Origin of the sequence: Pseudomonas sp. VS40 (assembly GCF_018587885.1) — a bacterium.
Taxonomy (GTDB): domain Bacteria; phylum Pseudomonadota; class Gammaproteobacteria; order Pseudomonadales; family Pseudomonadaceae; genus Aquipseudomonas; species Aquipseudomonas pergaminensis.
In genome coordinates this window covers 480227-494439 of the sequence record NZ_JAGYWD010000001.1, presented here as the reverse complement: position 1 = coordinate 494439, position 14213 = coordinate 480227, and the positions used below count along the sequence as shown (strand labels likewise).

Here is a 14213-nt window from a genome sequence, read left to right as displayed (position 1 = left end):
GATGGGTCGTCGCGGACCGCCAGCAAGGGGAGAGTCATGGTCAAGTTGGGTGAGATAAGTGCGATAGACAGGTGGTTGGAAATGTCCAGGATGCAGGCGCTGGTTGAAGCACTTGGCGGGGGCATCGATGACATCGCGCAAAAGGAACAGGGGGAGCAGTGCAAAGAGAAACCTGCAGGTGCGGGTTTCGAGAACGATAAGCGTCCGATCACATTCTAAACGTGAAAAACCCACCGCTTCTGGTGGGTTTTTTATTTCTGCTCAATTGATCCATCAGCATCAGTGAGAAAGCGGGTCGCGCCACTCCATCATTTATTACCAAGGTATACCGCACGGAACTGATAGCGGCGGGAGACCACTGCTATATCGGTCAGGAGATTAAATCCGGCGCGTGGGAAATTACATTTGGAGTATAGCGATGAGATTGGACTCGTTGATGAACACGGCAGTCATGAACACCCTCACGACCATGTCCACGGCATGGAACGTTGTCACGGGACAGAGTATGGGCTGGAGCCGTGGCGGCAACGCAAGCCATTACCCCAGTTATCAACCGAGCCAGCGACCCAGGTATGCCGGCATTCAAGCGCCGAATCGCGGGATAGCCCAGCACATGGGGCGAGCACCTTGGCGTCAGCCGCTGGAATCGAAGCGGCCGCTTACAGTCACCCATAACAACTACATCTTCAACATTCACTACGTGAGCGTCAGGGATGTGAAGTCAGCTCAAGTGGGTGTGCATGTCAATAGCGGCCATGGCAGCATGAATAACGGCAATTTTGGTAACTACGGAAATAACGGTAACAGCGGGAGTCACAGTGGTTATTCCAACCACGGAATAAACGGTAATCAACGAATCGCCGCAGGCGCCGGGCCTTCCCGTAATGGCCTGAGGCAAGGTAATCAGCCCTGAAGCAGTGGCGCACCCTTTCAAACGTTGACTTATTTTCTAGAATATTCGAAATGAACTGGTTGCCAATAAGGCACCAATTAATGGGGGTGATGTAATTCGGACTGAACAGTGCCGCTTATTATATTGCGAACGTGTAACCCATCAGTCTACTGGAATAGAGAAGGTGTCAAGATGACTCAGCTATTAGCCTCGCACTATGAATACCGCAATGCATTTTACGCACGTTATCCCGATGAACAGGCTTGGAGGCCTGCGGCCGAGCAACGTGCGTGGGGCAGCCGTTATGGCGGCGGTGATAACGGCAATCATGGTAACTATGGCAATAACGGAAATGGTGGCGCACATAGTCGCTATGAAAATCATGGGCGCAATGGCAATGAGATAGATGGGCTGCGGGTGACTTCACCCAATCGTCACGGTAGCCATGGCAACTATGGCAATAACGGTAACTCCGGGGGCTTTAGCAGTTACATTAATTCGGGGCAGAACGGCAATCGTACAGCGGGTTACTCTAGTAATTAAGTCAGTTATCAAGTGCTGAAGAGCTTTCGCCTGGGGTCAGACACAACGAAAAAGCCCCGCCTATTCAGGCGGGGCTTTTTTTGCACCTATCGATCAGTTAGCGACGGAAGACCGTGGCTTGACCGGTTGGTTGTCGTTGGAGATGGTCACTTCAACGCGGCGGTTCATGGCACGGCCCGAAACGCTGCCGTTGTCGGCAACCGGGTATTCCTTGCCATAACCCTGGGTCACGATGCGCGAAATGTCCACGCCTTGCTGAGCCAGTGCGCGTTGCACGGAAGACGCACGACGCTCGGACAGGCTCTGGTTATAAGAGTCGGAACCGGTGCTGTCGGTGTAGCCTTCGACGATCACTTTACGGTCCGGGTTGTCGCGCAGGAACTGAGCCAGTTTGGTGATGTTCACCAGACCGCTGGATTTCAGGTCGGATTTGTTAGTGGCGAACAGCACGTCACCGAACGTTACCAGGGTACCGCGATCGGTCTGCTTGGCATTCAGGCTGTCTTGCAGTTGCTTGATCTGTGCATCACGGGCGTCCAGCAGGGCGCGGGCACGTTCGTCACCGGCATTTTTCAGCTTGGCTTCGGATTCGCGCAGCACGATGGTGTCTTTGGCCACTTCAACGCGCTGGTTGGTCAGGTAGGCCAACTGGTCGACTTTCTTCTCGTCTTCCTTGTCGCGGTAGGCCTTGTCAGCCTTGTCCAGCCATTCGCTGGCGTCCTTGGTTTCCAGTGCCGCCAGCTTGGTGGCTTGCGGGTTGGTCTGCAGGGCCGAGAAGTTGGTCCGTGCGTTTTCCAGGTTCGCGTTAGGCGGGGTGGAGCAGGCCGCCAGTGCAACGCTCATCGCCAGCAGGGCAGGGATCATCAATTGTTTACGCATAGTCGTGTCGTCCTTTCAATTCGATATCAGGTGCGATGCGGTCAAGGGGTGCGTCTTACTTCTGCTGGATAGCAGCCGGGCGCATGCCTTCCTTACGCAGCTCATCAACAGCCTTCTGGGAATCCTTCAGAGCTTGTTCAGCCTTGGCGGCCTGGGATTTGCGCTCTGCGACGCGAGCGTCCCACTCGGCTTGTTCAGCCAGGCGGCGGGCTTCGTCGTAGTTCTTGTCGTGCATGGCAATCTCGGCTTGCTTGAGCTTGTCCTGGGCCGACTTCATTTCTACAGCCGCGTACTCGGTGCCGCCGGCGCTGACAGCGCTGTTCACTGCGGACTGGGTCACCGCGTACTGCTCGGTCGGCGGGTTACCGGCGCAACCTGCCAGAACGAAGCTGGTGCCGATTGCCAGCGCGGCCAATTTGAGCCCGCGCAGATGGTTAAACGAGGATTTGGCAGTGCTGGTCTTCATCGTCTTCAACTCCATTGGATAACTCCTGAAATACATCAAAATCCATGTCACTGGTCAGCGGTTGGGGCCTTGGCGGTAAAGCACAAATTGCCCTTTAAAACGACCGTTCCAAGTGATGGCTTACTGGCTGTGACCGGAGGCTTTTTTCAAAAGTTCAGAGAAGATGGCGATTTGCCTAAAAAAATATCTGACTGATTGGTCAGGGTAAAAAAGTTGGAACTTCTGCGTTGCGCAGCGGTACGCCTGGCCCGCGAAGGCCCGGCGTACAAGGGTTTTGCTGGAGTGGCTTCAGTGTTTCTGTTCGTCGCTGCTGAGCGACATATCATGCAGATAGCGTCGCGACAGCGTCAAAAAGCGCGGGGTAGGGCCGACGTCTTCGTACAGCGGGTCCCCCTCTTCGTCGGTGGCGACCACCTGCTGACCCTTGATGTAGGGAAAGCTGGCTTCCAGCTCTTCAAGGGCGGCGCCGATCAGCTCGCCGAGCAATTCTTCGGTTTGGCGCTTGGGGTACATTTCGGCAATGGCCGCTAGCCTCGCGGCAGACTCCACGTCCAGGTGGATGGCGTACTCGGTCTTGGTCAAGCGACCCTTGGCGTTCTCTTCCCAATGCTGGGCCAGTTCTCGGATTTTCATGGCAACCTCAATGGAGCCCGCGATGGCAGGCAGTGATGAGTGACCAGTCGCGTGCATGGATAAACACAGGCGACTCAGTGTTGAGACTAGCTGCAACTCACAAGGTTTAAAGTCTTGTCATAAAACGATGCTGGCGGCACTCTGGCAGACCTGCGCGTCCCGGATTTCTGGCTGGAGATTGGCTGATGAGTGATATCGATGCACGCTTGCGTGAGGATGTTCACCTGCTGGGTGAGCTGTTGGGCAACACCATTCGAGACCAGTACGGCGATGATTTTCTCGACAAGATCGAGCAGATCCGCAAAGGCGCCAAGGCTGACCGCCGCGGAGCCATTTCCGACAAGGCGGCGGGGGATGAGCTGAGCTCCCGTCTGAATCAGTTGCAGGAAAACGAACTGCTGCCCGTCGCCCGGGCCTTCAACCAGTTTCTCAACCTGGCCAACATCGCCGAGCAATACCAACTGATTCACCGGCGCGATGAGTCGCAACCGGCGCCCTTTGAATCCCGCGTATTGCCTGAGCTGCTGGCGCGTCTGCAAGCCGAAGGCCACAGCAACGAATCCCTGGCCCGCCAGTTGGGGCGCCTGGAGATCGAACTGGTCCTCACCGCCCACCCTACTGAAGTGGCGCGCCGCACCCTGATCCAGAAATACGATGCCATCGCCGCCCAACTGGCGCTGCAGGATCACCGCGACCTCACCTCGGCGGAGCGCGAGCAGATCCGCCAGCGCCTGCAACGCTTGATCGCCGAGGCCTGGCACACCGAAGAAATCCGCCGCACCCGGCCCACGCCGGTGGACGAAGCCAAGTGGGGCTTTGCGGTCATCGAACATTCGCTGTGGCACGCCATTCCCAATTACCTGCGCAAGGCCGACCAGGCCCTGCACGCCGCCACCGGCCTGCGCTTGCCCCTGGAGGCGGCGCCGATCCGCTTTGCGTCGTGGATGGGCGGTGACCGTGACGGCAACCCGAATGTCACCGCGCCGGTCACCCGGGAAGTGTTGTTGCTGGCGCGCTGGATGGCGGCCGACCTGTACCTGCGCGACATCGACCACCTGGCTTCCGAGCTGTCGATGCAGCAAGCCAGCCCGGCATTGCAGGCCAAGGTCGGTGACAGCGTCGAACCCTATCGCGCCCTGCTCAAGCAATTGCGCGAACGCCTGCGGGCCACGCGCCAATGGGCCCACACGGCGCTGAGCAGCAGCACGCCCGCGCCTGGCGAAGTGCTGCAGAACAACCGCGACCTGCTGGAGCCGCTGGAGCTGTGCTACCAGTCGTTGCACGAGTGCGGCATGGGCGTGATCGCCGATGGCCCGCTGCTCGATTGCCTGCGGCGTGCAGTGACGTTCGGTCTGTTCCTGGTGCGCCTGGATGTGCGCCAGGACTCCAGCCGTCATTCGGCCGCCATGACTGAAATCACCGATTACCTCGGCCTCGGTCGTTACGAAGACTGGGACGAAGCGACGCGTATCAGCTTCCTGATGAAGGAACTGGCCAATCGTCGACCGCTGCTGCCGAGCTACTTCAAACCCTCGACCGACACCGCCGAAGTACTCAACACCTGTAAGGAAGTGGCCGCTGCCCCCGCTGCATCGTTGGGCTCGTACGTCATCTCCATGGCGGGTGCGGCGTCGGACGTGTTGGCGGTACAACTGCTGCTTAAAGAGTCGGGCGTGCAACGGCCAATGCGCGTGGTGCCGCTGTTCGAGACCCTGGCCGACCTGGACAACGCCGGCCCGGTGATCGAGCAATTGTTGCTGCTGCCGGGCTATCGCGCGCGTTTGCAGGGGCCGCAGGAAGTGATGATCGGCTATTCGGACTCGGCCAAGGATGCCGGCACTACCGCCGCTGCCTGGGCGCAATACCGGGCGCAGGAGCGGTTGGTGGACATTTGCCGCGAGCAACAAGTGGAGCTGCTGTTGTTCCACGGTCGCGGAGGCACCGTGGGCCGTGGCGGCGGCCCGGCGCACGCGGCGATCCTGTCGCAGCCGCCGGGTTCGGTGGCGGGGCGGTTCCGCACCACTGAGCAGGGCGAGATGATTCGCTTCAAGTTCGGTTTGCCGGATATCGCCGAGCAGAACCTCAACCTTTACCTGGCCGCTGTGTTGGAGGCGACGCTCTTGCCTCCGCCGCCGCCCGAGCCGGCTTGGCGCCATTTGATGGACGAATTGGCAGCGGACGGGGTCAGCGCCTATCGCGCCGTGGTGCGGGAAAATCCGCAGTTCGTCGAGTATTTCCGCCAGTCCACCCCGGAACAGGAACTGGGCCGCTTGCCGTTGGGCAGTCGCCCCGCCAAGCGTCGGGCGGGCGGTATTGAAAGCCTGCGCGCGATCCCGTGGATTTTCGGCTGGACCCAGACCCGCTTGATGCTGCCCGCCTGGCTCGGCTGGGAAGCGGCACTGAGCAAGGCCTTGGAGCGCGGCGAAGGCGAGCTGCTGGGGCAAATGCGCGAGCAGTGGCCGTTCTTCCGTACCCGCATCGACATGCTGGAAATGGTGCTGGCCAAGGCCGATGCCGACATCGCGCGCCTGTATGACGAGCGCCTGGTGCAGCCCGACCTGCTGCCATTGGGTGCGCATCTGCGCGACCTATTGTCGCAGGCGTGCAGCGTGGTGCTTGGCCTGACTGGCCAGTCGCAACTGCTGGCCCATAGCCCTGATACCCTGGAGTTTATCCGCCTGCGCAACACCTACCTCGACCCCTTGCACCTGTTGCAGGCCGAGTTGCTGGCCCGCTCGCGCCAGCAGGAAGCGGCACAGGACAGCCCTCTGGAACAGGCGCTACTGGTCTCCGTGGCCGGTATTGCCGCCGGTTTGCGTAACACCGGCTAGGGTTTTTTACGTGTTCTCAACGGCTTGCGAGCCAACCGCAACGACCGCCCTGAAAGGGGCGGTCAACGTTTACAGGGCCGGGTTGCCCCCAGGCACACCCTACCTATGACGCATGCACGGCGCGGGTTCCTGCGACTTTTGGCGGCTTGTGTGCTTAAGGCCTGCTGTGTATCTTGATCAGCCTTTGGCCGTTTGGGCGGCCCGAATTCTATTTTTACGCGATTGGCCCCCCGCGGCGAATCCGAGCGTCATCTCTATAAAAAATTGAGGAGCACATCGATGCGCGTCATTCTGCTGGGAGCTCCCGGGGCCGGTAAAGGTACTCAGGCAAAGTTCATCACTGAAAAATTCGGCATTCCACAAATCTCCACCGGCGACATGCTGCGTGCGGCCGTCAAGGCTGGCACCGAGCTGGGCCTGATCGCCAAGAGCGTGATGGACAGCGGTGGCCTGGTTTCCGATGACTTGATCATCAACCTGGTCAAGGAACGCATCAGCCAGGAAGACTGCAAGAACGGTTTCCTGTTCGACGGCTTCCCACGCACCATTCCCCAGGCTGAAGCCCTGGTGAAGGCCGGCGTCGAGCTGGATGCCGTGGTCGAAATCGCGGTTGAAGATGAAGAGATCGTCCAGCGCATTGCCGGTCGTCGCGTTCACGAAGCCTCTGGCCGCGTGTACCACACTGTCTACAACCCGCCTAAAGTGGAAGGTAAGGACGATGTGACCGGCGAAGACCTGGTGCAGCGTAAAGACGACACCGAAGAAACCGTGCGTCATCGCCTGTCGGTCTACCACTCCCAGACCAAACCGCTGGTGGACTTCTACCAGAAGCTGTCCGCTGCCCAGGGCAAGCCGAAGTACAGCCACATTCCTGGCGTCGGCTCGGTTGAAGCGATCACTGCCAAAGTGCTGCAAGCACTGAGCTGATCCCTCGACTGGCTTCAAGGATAACGGCCCGCTTGCGGGCCGTTGTTGTTTATACTGGCGCACTTTTTTTCGACTTGGACACCCACACCGATGAGCACCCTGCTGGCCCTGGACACCGCGACTGAAGCTTGCTCCGTTGCCCTGCTGCACGATGGCAAGGTAACAAGCCACTACGAGGTGATTCCGCGCCTGCACGCGCAGAAGCTGTTGCCCATGATCAAGCAACTGCTCGAAGACGCCGGGACCACCCTGGCGGCGGTGGATGCCATCGCCTTCGGCCGTGGCCCGGGTGCGTTTACCGGTGTGCGCATTGCCATCGGCGTGGTGCAGGGCCTGGCATTCGCGTTGGAGCGTCCGGTGTTGCCGGTGTCCAACCTTGCCGTGCTGGCCCAGCGCGCCTTGCGTGAACACGGTGCCCACCAGGTGGCGGCGGCCATCGATGCGCGCATGGATGAAGTCTATTGGGGCTGCTACCGCGAAACGGCGGGCGAGATGCGCCTGGTGGGTGTGGAAGCCGTGCAGCCGCCGCAAGCGTCTGTACTCCCGGACGATGCCAGCGGTGACTGGTTCGGTGCTGGCACCGGTTGGGGTTATGGCGAGCGCATCGCTGTGCCCTTGGTGGGCCAGGACGCGACGATGTTGCCTCACGCTGAAGATTTGTTGACCCTCGCGCGCTTCGCCTTCGAGCGCGGTGAGGCGATTCCCGCAGATCAGGCAGCGCCTGTGTACCTGCGCGATAAAGTGGCGCAGACCAAGGCCGAGCGCGGGATTATTTGACGTCAAAAATGATGGCAATTTGGGGCTAAGTTCACCAATCGTCAGAATTTGGCCCTGGTTTTAAACCTTTTTCAAATTATGTGTTCTAGTTATCACCAGAGCATTTGCGCACCATGGACGATGCTGCCAAAATGCCATTACTGATAGCGAGTTCGCGCCCATGCGTATTGATGGCTTTTCCTCACAGTCTTACCCAATCAAACGCAAGCCGCGTAAGGCAAACGTCACGGTAGACGAGTCGGTCGAGGATTCACCGGACTTCATCGACGTCCAGGCCGATGCGCAGGCCAACTCTCAAGCTCGTATCAGCGGTCTTCCCGCCCGTCAGCAAGACATGGTCTTCCCGCGCTCCATGAGCAAAAGCGTCGCCAACGCCCTGGCCAGCTACCTGACCACCGCCGGTTTTGTCGAATGGGATATGGAAGTGCTGGGTCTCGACATCCACATCTGATGCGTCTGCCTTACTACCTCGGTTGCCCGTCCTGGAGTGAACACGCCTGGCGCGAGTACCTGTACCCCGCCGATGCCCGCTCCAGCGAATACCTCGCGCTCTATTCCCAAGTCTTCAATGCGGTTGAAGGCAATACCACGTTCTACGCTCGCCCCTCGGCCGCCACGGTGCAACGCTGGGCTGAAATCATGCCCGACGATTTCCGCTTCACGGCCAAATTTCCCGGTGATATCAGCCATAGCGGCAACCTGATTGAACAGCTGCCGGCTGCGCAAAGCTTTGTGGGCTTGATGAGCCCGTTGGGGGAGCGCGTCTCGCCGATGTGGTTGCAACTGCCCGCGACGTTCACACCGCAGCGCCTGGGAGAGCTGGCAGGTTTCATTGATGGCCTGGAGCGGCCAATGGCAGTGGAGGTACGCCATCAGGCGTTCTTCGCCAAGGGCGATGCCGAGCGCATGCTCAACCGCTTGCTGCGTGACCGGGGTGTGGAGCGTATCTGCCTGGACCCGCGCGCACTGTTCAGTTGCACCTCCACCACGGCCGCCGTGCTGCACGCCCAATCGAAAAAGCCCAAGGTGCCGCCAAGGCCGGCGGCGCTGACGCAGTTTCCCCAAGTGCGGTTTATCGGTCATCCCGAACTGGAAGCCAACGACCCATTTTTGCTGCCATGGGTGGAAAAGGTCGCCGGCTGGATCGAAGAAGGGCGCACCCCCTACGTGTTCCTGCACACCTCGGATAACCGCCTCGCCGCGCAATTGGCGCTGCGCTTTCACGACCAGTTGATGGCGCGTCTACCCGGCCTGCCGCCGCTGCCGACCTTGGATCGGGCCCCCGAAGCGGAGCAACTGGGGTTACTCTAGGGCTCCTTTTCCCGCCAGGAGCCCGACATGGATGCCCAAACCCTACGCGCCGAAACCTTCAAGGCCTTGCATGAGCGTGACCGCGCGTTCGTGATGCCAAACCCATGGGACGCAGGCTCCGCCGTCATGCTGGCCAGCCTGGGTTTTGAAGCGCTGGCCACCACCAGCGCGGGCTACGCGTTCAGCCTGGCGCGGCCAGATGCAGAAGGCGCGCTGTCCCTGGAAGACACGTTGATCAACGCCAGCATGATTGCCAATGCCACGGCGTTGCCGGTGGCGGCGGACCTGGAAAACGGCTTTAGCGACACCCCCGAAGGCTGCGCCCAGACCATCCTGCGTGCTGCGGCTAGCGGGATCGTTGGCGGCTCCATCGAAGATGCCACGGGCATTGCCGTCGACCCGATCTATCCCTTCGACCTGTCCGTCGAGCGTGTGGAAGCCGCGGTGGCTGCCGCGCGCAGCCTGCCACTCCCTTTCACCCTGACGGCCCGTGCGGAAAACCTCCTGCATGGCCGCCTGGATCTGCCCGACACCATCCGCCGCCTGCAAGCCTACGCCGAAGCCGGTGCCGACGTGCTGTACGCGCCGGCCCTGCGTACTGCCGAGGAAGTGTTGGCGGTGGTCAAGGCGGTGGCGCCCAAGCCAGTGAATGTGTTGATGTCCGGCGGCTTGAACCTGAGCGTCGCGCAGCTCAGCGAGATGGGTGTGCGGCGCATCAGCGTTGGCTCGGCCCTGGCGCTGGCCGCCTATGGTGAGTTCTATCGCGCTGCCCAGGAAGTCTATGAACTGGGCACGTTCACCTTTACCGAGCGCAAGATGCCGTTCAGTCAGGCCAACCAGTTCTTCAAGGACTAAGCGGTGCGCTTTTTCAAAGTGATGGGCGTGTTGCTGATCCTGGCGGGTGCCGTTGCCGTGGGTGCCTGGCGTGGATGGGTGCCACTGCCGGCCGATTGGAACCCATGGGCACCGCTGGACGTGCGCGCCAACCCCAACTTCTTGACCCGCTACAAGCTGGGCCGCCTGCAGGATGACCCGGCGCTGTGCGACCAGGTGCTGGAAACCTCGGGCCTGCGCGTCAGCCATCAGGCGGACTCGCCGGCGGATGCCGCGTGCCCCTTGCGCAATACTTTGCGCGTACAGGGCGCTGCGGTGGGGCTGAGCAGCAGCTTCCTTGCCAGTTGCCCATTGGCGGTGGCGTTTGCGCTGTTCGAGCGCCACAGTGTGCAACCGGCGGCCCAGGCGATATTCGGCCAGGCGGTGACGCGGGTCGATCACCTGGGCAGCTTTGCCTGCCGCAATATCTACAACCGTGCCGAGGGGCGACTCAGCCAGCACGCGTCGGCCAATGCGCTGGACATTGCCGGCTTTCGCCTGGCGGATGGGCGCAGCATCAACGTGCTCAAGGACTGGCCAGGGGAGGGCGACAAGGCGCGGTTTCTGCGTCAGGTCCGCGACAGCGCCTGCGATGATTTCAATGTGGTGTTGAGCCCGGACTACAACGCCGCGCACCGCAACCATTTCCATCTGGATATGGGGCGTTGGTGGGTGTGTCGCTGAGGGTCAGGCGGCCAGGCGCAGGTTCTGGGTGACCAGCGGGCGCGCCCAGTAGTAATCAAAGTCCAAGGCTTTTTGTTGCGCCACCAGTTCTTCGGTGGGGTACGGCGTGGCAGCCGGTGGCAGCAGGTCCAGTTCGAATTCGGCGATGGGCAGGTGCAGAGGGCGAGGTTCCGGTGCCGGGCCAGGCTCTGGCAACGGTTGGCCGGCGGTCAGCACAATCGGGCGCACCCAGCCGCTTTCGAAGTTCTGCTGGCGCTGCTGGGCGACGATCTCTTCTTCCGGGAACGGCGGGGCGGCCGGTGGCAGCAAGTCGGCCTCGAGCTCGGCGATCGGCAGGAACAGCGGTTCAGGGGGGGCGATTTCGGTGTCTTTCACGTCGCACTCACGTTGGGTGAGGATCTGCGACAACAGGTCGGCGCCGGCGCTGGGTTCTACCGCTGGGTCCGCTGGTGCAGGCACCTGCACGGCGAGCGCGTCCGGCGTATCGCCAAGCTGCTCGGCCAGCGCCCGGGCGAAGAAGTCCTGCCACACATGACTCACCCCGGCCAGCGCTTGAGTATTGCGCAGGCCGTAGTGGTTGTGGGTCGGCAGTACACCGATAGTTAGGGGAAGAATGTCTGACATTTTTCTCGGTCGACGCTCAGCTCTGGCAAAATACCTGACTGTTGTTTTTATCGGCCGGTATTTGCCGATCCTTAATATTTTTGAGCGTAGCGATTGATGAGCGAACAACCAGCGGCCAGCCGCATACAGGTCGAGGCCTTGGGCGACGGTTTCAAGGCCCGTGCCGAGCAGTGGGCGTCTCTGTTGGGGCTGCCGTTGCAGGTGGCGGATGCGGACTTTTCCCTGCAAGTCGGGGAGCATGGCCTGCAGTTGCAACAGCTCGGGCCTGATGCGCCTGGGCCGGTGCGGGTGGACTTTGTGGAAGGGGGCGCGGCACATCGGCGTTTGTATGGTGGCGGCAGCGGGCAGATGATCGCCAAGGCCGTCGGCATCGCCCAAGGCGTGCGCCCACGGGTGCTGGACGCCACGGCAGGTCTGGGCAAGGACGCCTTTGTGCTGGCGAGCCTGGGCTGCGAGATGAGCCTGATCGAGCGTCAGCCGCTGATCGGCGCATTGCTTGAAGACGGGCTGGCGCGTGGCGCGGATGATTTCGAGGTGGCGCCGATCGTGGCGCGCATGACGCTGCTCAAGGGCAACTCCATCGACGTGATGCGCAATTGGGAAGGCGAGCCGCCGCAGGTGATCTACCTCGACCCGATGTTTCCGCACCGTGAGAAAACTGCGCTTGTGAAGAAGGAAATGCGTCTTTTCCGGCCGCTGGTGGGGGATGATCCAGACGCTCCGGCGCTGTTGGCGGCCGCCCTGGCCCTGGCCAGTCACCGGGTGGTGGTCAAGCGTCCGCGCAAGGCGCCGTGCATTGAGGGGCCCAAGCCGAGCCATGCGTTGGATGGCAAGTCCAGCCGGTATGACATCTACCCTAAAAAAGCACTCAAGCCTTAAACCACAAGCTGCAAGCTAAAGTGCTTTCAACTTGCAGCTTGCAGCTAACAACTTACCGCTGCCTCTCTCCTATAAGCCCGCATAAACAACCCCACCACCTCCTGTACATGGGCTTCGGCGGCTTCTTCGCTCAGTTGCCCGCCGCAGCCATACAGCAGGCAAAAGTTCGCCGTGCCCTTGAGCAGGCAGAAGAAGTGTTCGGCTGCCGTAAACGGTTTGTCGATGCTCAGCGCGCCGCTCTGGTCGATCTTGCTGAGCAGGCGTTCCATGCCCTGCAACATGCGCATGGGGCCTGCCTCGAAGAAGATCTGCGAGAGTTTCACGTCCTGATTGCCGGTGGTCATCATCAGGCGATGCAGGTTGACTGACTCTTCGCTATTGATCAGGCGATGGAACCCCCGCGCGATGTTCAACAACACGGTTTCCACGGGCATGCCCGTGGGCAGCTCGAAGTACATCACCGGCAGTTGTTCTTCGCACTTGGCCACCACGGCGGCGGTGAACAAGGTCTCTTTATCGTTGAAGTGGCTGTACACGGTCAGTTTCGACACGCCGGCTTCCAGTGCCACCGCATCCATGCTGGTACTGGCGTAGCCATTGCTCAAAAACAGATTTTTCGCTGCTTCGAGGATCGCCTGGCGTTTTGCCATGTCCTTGGGGCGCCCGGGGCTATTGGTGTTTACAGGATTGTCGGACATTTTCACCTTTAATACTGGACTGGCGAGTTTGGTATTAATACCATACCCGCCAGTATAATTATTCCTAGCTCTACTTGCGAAAGGTCCTACAGCATGCGCAGTACTTTCCTGCCCTTTGCTTTGCCTGTCAGTTTGGTCTTGCTGTTGGCCGCTTGCGGCCATGAAGAAGCGGCCCAGATTACCATCCGCCCGGCCATGGTGGTGCAGCCACAGCCTTCTGCGCAGTCGATGGACAGCTACCCAGGCGAAGTGCGCGCACGCTTTGAGCCGGACCTGGCCTTTCGCATTGGCGGCAAAGTCAGCAAGCGGCTGGTGGAAGAGGGCGAACGCGTCAAGGCCAACCAGGCGCTGGCAGAGCTCGATCCTCAGGACGTGCGCCTGCAACTGGAAGCGACCCGAGCCCAAGTCGCCGCCGCCGAGGCCAACCTGAGCCTGGTGCGGGCCGAACGCGACCGCTACAAGACTCTGATGGACCGTCAGATGGTCAGCCGCTCTCAGTACGACAATTCCGAAAACCTCTATAGATCCGGTGAAGCACGCCTCAAGCAGATCAAGGCCGAGTTCGACGTGGCCAGCAACCAGGCCGGCTATGCCGTATTGCGTGCGCCCCAGGACGGGGTGGTTGCCAAGCGTGCGGTGGAAGTCGGCCAAGTGGTGTCTGCCGGCCAGACCGTATTTACCCTGGCCACCGATGGCGAGCGTGAAGTGCTGATCAGCTTGCCGGAGCAAGGTTTTGGCCGCTTCAAGATCGGCCAGCCGGTGTCGGTCGAGCTGTGGAGCCAGCCCGATCAACGCTTCAGCGGGCGCATTCGCGAGCTGTCGCCGGCAGCCGATCCGAAGTCGCGCACCTTCGCCGCACGTGTGGCATTCATCGGTGGCAAGGTCCCGGCCGAATTGGGCCAAAGCGCGCGCGTTTTCATACAGGCCGACGGTGTTGTTCCGCTGTCGGTGCCGCTGTCGGCCCTCAGTGCGGAGAACGGTGCGTCCTACGTCTGGCGTGTGCAGCCGGACAACTCCATCACCCGTGTGCCGGTGCGCATTGGCGCCTTTGGTGAAAAATCCGTCCCAGTCCTGGAAGGCCTGGCCCCGACCGATTGGGTGATTGCTGCGGGTGTGCATGTGCTCCACGAAGGCCAGCAGGTGCGGCCGGTGGATCGCTCCAACCGTGTGGTGAATCTGGCGGCCAAGGAGTAGTC

The 14213-nt window shown here is 60.8% G+C and carries 17 protein-coding genes; 12 read left to right on the top strand and 5 right to left on the bottom strand.

Annotation, left to right across the window (positions count from 1 at the left end):
* Positions 1–36 precede the first annotated feature (36 nt).
* From KHP07_RS02265 to KHP07_RS02255, 3 genes are all read left to right on the top strand, one after another.
* Positions 37–219 carry a hypothetical protein gene (locus tag KHP07_RS02265; RefSeq protein ID WP_099493717.1) on the top strand — a complete coding sequence of 61 codons (183 nt, stop codon included), beginning with the start codon at positions 37–39 and terminating at the stop codon, positions 217–219.
* A 217-nt stretch (positions 220–436) separates the two neighbouring features.
* Positions 437–913, top strand: coding sequence for a hypothetical protein (locus tag KHP07_RS02260; RefSeq protein ID WP_214496532.1), 477 nt, complete (start codon positions 437–439; stop codon positions 911–913).
* Between the two features lie 171 nt (positions 914–1084).
* On the top strand, positions 1085–1435 hold the full coding sequence (locus tag KHP07_RS02255; protein ID WP_214496531.1) for a hypothetical protein: 351 nt from the start codon (positions 1085–1087) through the stop codon (positions 1433–1435).
* Positions 1436–1528: 93 nt separating this feature from the next.
* Here the strand turns inward: KHP07_RS02255 and lptF are convergent, their stop codons facing one another.
* From lptF to KHP07_RS02240, 3 genes are all read right to left on the bottom strand, one after another.
* Entirely contained in the window at positions 1529–2314 is a 786-nt protein-coding gene (lptF, locus tag KHP07_RS02250; protein WP_078047179.1) for a lipotoxin F family OmpA-related lipoprotein LptF, read from the bottom strand.
* 55 nt (positions 2315–2369) lie between these two features.
* A complete protein-coding gene (locus tag KHP07_RS02245) occupies positions 2370–2795 on the bottom strand; it encodes a DUF4398 domain-containing protein (protein ID WP_214496530.1) in 426 nt (141 codons plus the stop codon).
* 273 nt (positions 2796–3068) lie between these two features.
* The gene (locus tag KHP07_RS02240) at positions 3069–3413 is read right to left on the bottom strand and encodes a pilin assembly protein (RefSeq protein WP_099493718.1); all 345 of its coding nucleotides are present in this window, start codon (positions 3411–3413) and stop codon (positions 3069–3071) included.
* A 185-nt stretch (positions 3414–3598) separates the two neighbouring features.
* Between KHP07_RS02240 and ppc the strand changes: the two genes are divergently transcribed.
* The 7 genes from ppc (at position 3599) to KHP07_RS02205 (ending at position 10816) form a co-directional block, all read left to right on the top strand.
* The gene (gene ppc / locus KHP07_RS02235) at positions 3599–6244 is read left to right on the top strand and encodes a phosphoenolpyruvate carboxylase (RefSeq protein ID WP_214496529.1); all 2646 of its coding nucleotides are present in this window, start codon (positions 3599–3601) and stop codon (positions 6242–6244) included.
* Between the two features lie 279 nt (positions 6245–6523).
* Positions 6524–7171, top strand: a complete 648-nt coding sequence (gene adk, locus KHP07_RS02230; protein WP_010212617.1) for an adenylate kinase — start codon at positions 6524–6526, stop codon at positions 7169–7171.
* Positions 7172–7261: 90 nt separating this feature from the next.
* Positions 7262–7948, top strand: coding sequence for a tRNA (adenosine(37)-N6)-threonylcarbamoyltransferase complex dimerization subunit type 1 TsaB (gene tsaB / locus KHP07_RS02225; protein WP_214496528.1), 687 nt, complete (start codon positions 7262–7264; stop codon positions 7946–7948).
* Positions 7949–8108: 160 nt separating this feature from the next.
* Positions 8109–8399: a hypothetical protein gene (locus tag KHP07_RS02220; protein WP_078047182.1), complete on the top strand. Its 291-nt coding sequence runs from the start codon at positions 8109–8111 to the stop codon at positions 8397–8399.
* The gene (locus tag KHP07_RS02215) at positions 8399–9259 is read left to right on the top strand and encodes a DUF72 domain-containing protein (protein ID WP_214496527.1); all 861 of its coding nucleotides are present in this window, start codon (positions 8399–8401) and stop codon (positions 9257–9259) included. The genes KHP07_RS02220 and KHP07_RS02215 overlap by 1 nt, the downstream gene beginning before the upstream one ends.
* 27 nt (positions 9260–9286) lie before the next feature.
* Positions 9287–10114, top strand: a complete 828-nt coding sequence (locus tag KHP07_RS02210; RefSeq protein WP_214496526.1) for an isocitrate lyase/PEP mutase family protein — start codon at positions 9287–9289, stop codon at positions 10112–10114.
* 21 nt (positions 10115–10135) lie between these two features.
* Positions 10136–10816 carry an extensin-like domain-containing protein gene (locus KHP07_RS02205; RefSeq protein WP_250883449.1) on the top strand — a complete coding sequence of 227 codons (681 nt, stop codon included), beginning with the start codon at positions 10136–10138 and terminating at the stop codon, positions 10814–10816.
* Between the two features lie 3 nt (positions 10817–10819).
* On the opposite strand, the gene KHP07_RS02200 is transcribed toward KHP07_RS02205, so the two are convergent.
* Positions 10820–11440: an energy transducer TonB gene (locus tag KHP07_RS02200; RefSeq protein WP_078047186.1), complete on the bottom strand. Its 621-nt coding sequence runs from the start codon at positions 11438–11440 to the stop codon at positions 10820–10822.
* Between the two features lie 96 nt (positions 11441–11536).
* Here KHP07_RS02200 and KHP07_RS02195 point away from each other — a divergent pair, with 96 nt between their 5' ends.
* Positions 11537–12319 carry a class I SAM-dependent methyltransferase gene (locus KHP07_RS02195; RefSeq protein ID WP_078047187.1) on the top strand — a complete coding sequence of 261 codons (783 nt, stop codon included), beginning with the start codon at positions 11537–11539 and terminating at the stop codon, positions 12317–12319.
* Positions 12320–12363: 44 nt separating this feature from the next.
* On the opposite strand, the gene KHP07_RS02190 is transcribed toward KHP07_RS02195, so the two are convergent.
* Positions 12364–13017: a TetR/AcrR family transcriptional regulator gene (locus tag KHP07_RS02190; protein WP_078047188.1), complete on the bottom strand. Its 654-nt coding sequence runs from the start codon at positions 13015–13017 to the stop codon at positions 12364–12366.
* Positions 13018–13110: 93 nt separating this feature from the next.
* Here KHP07_RS02190 and KHP07_RS02185 point away from each other — a divergent pair, with 93 nt between their 5' ends.
* Positions 13111–14211, top strand: coding sequence for an efflux RND transporter periplasmic adaptor subunit (locus KHP07_RS02185; protein WP_214496524.1), 1101 nt, complete (start codon positions 13111–13113; stop codon positions 14209–14211).
* Positions 14212–14213 lie beyond the last annotated feature (2 nt).

What these genes read in the sequence shown, in the direction of transcription:
- KHP07_RS02255 (WP_214496531.1), top strand. Translation starts at nt 1,085, where the DNA reads ATGACTCAGCTATTAGCCTCGCACTATGAATACCGCAATGCATTTTAC.
- adk (WP_010212617.1), top strand. Translation starts at nt 6,524, where the DNA reads ATGCGCGTCATTCTGCTGGGAGCTCCCGGGGCCGGTAAAGGTACTCAG.
- KHP07_RS02240 (WP_099493718.1), bottom strand. Translation starts at nt 3,413, where the DNA reads ATGAAAATCCGAGAACTGGCCCAGCATTGGGAAGAGAACGCCAAGGGT.
- KHP07_RS02260 (WP_214496532.1), top strand. Translation starts at nt 437, where the DNA reads ATGAACACGGCAGTCATGAACACCCTCACGACCATGTCCACGGCATGG.
- KHP07_RS02190 (WP_078047188.1), bottom strand. Translation starts at nt 13,017, where the DNA reads ATGTCCGACAATCCTGTAAACACCAATAGCCCCGGGCGCCCCAAGGAC.
- KHP07_RS02205 (WP_250883449.1), top strand. Translation starts at nt 10,136, where the DNA reads ATGGGCGTGTTGCTGATCCTGGCGGGTGCCGTTGCCGTGGGTGCCTGG.
- tsaB (WP_214496528.1), top strand. Translation starts at nt 7,262, where the DNA reads ATGAGCACCCTGCTGGCCCTGGACACCGCGACTGAAGCTTGCTCCGTT.
- KHP07_RS02210 (WP_214496526.1), top strand. Translation starts at nt 9,287, where the DNA reads ATGGATGCCCAAACCCTACGCGCCGAAACCTTCAAGGCCTTGCATGAG.
- KHP07_RS02215 (WP_214496527.1), top strand. Translation starts at nt 8,399, where the DNA reads ATGCGTCTGCCTTACTACCTCGGTTGCCCGTCCTGGAGTGAACACGCC.
- KHP07_RS02185 (WP_214496524.1), top strand. Translation starts at nt 13,111, where the DNA reads ATGCGCAGTACTTTCCTGCCCTTTGCTTTGCCTGTCAGTTTGGTCTTG.
- KHP07_RS02245 (WP_214496530.1), bottom strand. Translation starts at nt 2,795, where the DNA reads ATGGAGTTGAAGACGATGAAGACCAGCACTGCCAAATCCTCGTTTAAC.
- KHP07_RS02200 (WP_078047186.1), bottom strand. Translation starts at nt 11,440, where the DNA reads ATGTCAGACATTCTTCCCCTAACTATCGGTGTACTGCCGACCCACAAC.
- ppc (WP_214496529.1), top strand. Translation starts at nt 3,599, where the DNA reads ATGAGTGATATCGATGCACGCTTGCGTGAGGATGTTCACCTGCTGGGT.
- KHP07_RS02220 (WP_078047182.1), top strand. Translation starts at nt 8,109, where the DNA reads ATGCGTATTGATGGCTTTTCCTCACAGTCTTACCCAATCAAACGCAAG.
- lptF (WP_078047179.1), bottom strand. Translation starts at nt 2,314, where the DNA reads ATGCGTAAACAATTGATGATCCCTGCCCTGCTGGCGATGAGCGTTGCA.
- KHP07_RS02195 (WP_078047187.1), top strand. Translation starts at nt 11,537, where the DNA reads ATGAGCGAACAACCAGCGGCCAGCCGCATACAGGTCGAGGCCTTGGGC.
- KHP07_RS02265 (WP_099493717.1), top strand. Translation starts at nt 37, where the DNA reads ATGGTCAAGTTGGGTGAGATAAGTGCGATAGACAGGTGGTTGGAAATG.